The sequence below is a fragment of the Mesorhizobium sp. M7A.T.Ca.US.000.02.2.1 genome (assembly GCF_003996995.1).
Classification (GTDB): Bacteria; Pseudomonadota; Alphaproteobacteria; order Rhizobiales; family Rhizobiaceae; genus Mesorhizobium.
The window spans coordinates 1-1,330 of sequence record NZ_RZTT01000760.1 but is presented as its reverse complement, the minus strand read 5'-3'; the positions used below and the strand labels follow the sequence as shown (position 1 = coordinate 1,330).

Below are 1,330 nucleotides of genomic sequence, written 5' to 3'. Positions count from 1 at the left end.
GGCTGTTCTTGTCATGCATTCCTCCCAGATTTCTGATCTGGCCGTGCAAGACCGAGGCGGAAAAATGCTGATTGCGCGGCCAGTGACACCGCCTCATCCCCTCAGGAACAGCGATGATGCTATTCCTTTCCATCGCTGCGGGAAAGATGTATTTTAGCAATAACTAATTGAATAACACCAATATCCGCTCAAACAAAAACGGCCCCCCATGGGAGCCGCTTCGCATTGGTTTGCCGTACAAATCAGGTGAGCGGCGAAAGCTGGATCTCGACGCGGCGGTTCTGGGCGCGACCTTCGGCCGTGGCATTGGATGCGACTGGGCGTGTCTTGCCGAAGCCGGTGACTGCGAAGCGCCGCTGATCCACGCCCTGACCGGACAGATAGTTCGCCACCGCCAAAGCACGGCGCTGCGACAGATCGAAATTGTGCTGGTCGCCACCGGTCGAATCGGTGTGGCCGAACACGTCGACCGTGGTCTGCTTGAACTTCTTCAGCACCAGCGCGACAGAGTTCAGGACCTGGTAGAAGCCGGGCTTCACCGCATCCTGATCCGAGTTGAAGGTGATGTCGGACGGCATGTTGAGGATGATCTGGTCGCCGCTGCGGGTGACGCTGACACCGGTGCCCTCGAGCTGCCGGCGCAGTTCGGCCTCGTTCTGGTCCATGGTGGCGCCGATGGCGCCGCCGGCCAGCGCGCCGATGCCGGCGCCGATCAGTGCATTGCGGCGGTCATTGCCGCCGGCAAGCAGGCCAAGGCTGGCACCCGCCAAGGCACCAAGGCCGGCGCCGGCCGCGGTGTTGGAAATCTTCTGGTCGCCTGTATATGGATCGGTGGTGGTGCAGGCGCTCACGAGCACAGCCGTCGCCACGACGACGAGCACAGTCTTTTTCATAGGATCGTCCCTCTCCAAGTCACGCCTTGCGGTGGCGCCAAATCAGCCCTTCCCGCGACTTGTACCACGAATTGCGGCGAAAAGCGGAACGGCAAAAGCCCCGCTCACGGCTTTTCCCGAGGGGCCGATACTCGGCGATAGCGCCGCATCGCCGGGCCGCTATCGTTCGGATCAGGCTACCAGAGGTTCTTGCCGTCTATGACCACCACTTCGACCTTGTCGAGATCGAAATCGTCGAACAGTCGCGAGTTGACGCTGATCTTGGGATTGTCGAAATCCGGCTCGCCGGTCGACCAGTCCGGCGTTTCGGTAAAGGTGCCGCAGCCGCAGGTGGCGCAAAAACCGTGCTTTACGGTTTTCGATCCCCAGCGGTAGAAAGAGACGTTCTTCATCGGGCTGGTGAGCTTGAATTGCGAAGGCACGTAGTAGGCCCAGAG

The 1,330-nt window shown here is 60.5% G+C and carries 2 protein-coding genes; both read right to left on the bottom strand.

Annotation, left to right across the window (positions count from 1 at the left end; translation table 11 throughout):
* Window positions 1-242 precede the first annotated feature (242 nt).
* Window positions 243-893, bottom strand: a complete 651-nt coding sequence (locus EOD15_RS34385; protein WP_013531371.1) for an OmpA family protein — start codon at window positions 891-893, stop codon at window positions 243-245.
* A 176-nt stretch (window positions 894-1,069) separates the two neighbouring features.
* On the bottom strand, window positions 1,070-1,330 hold a 261-nt coding region (locus EOD15_RS34380; protein ID WP_127409307.1), incomplete at its 5' end, for a GFA family protein.

What these genes read in the sequence shown, in the direction of transcription:
- EOD15_RS34385 (WP_013531371.1), bottom strand. Translation starts at nt 893, where the DNA reads ATGAAAAAGACTGTGCTCGTCGTCGTGGCGACGGCTGTGCTCGTGAGC.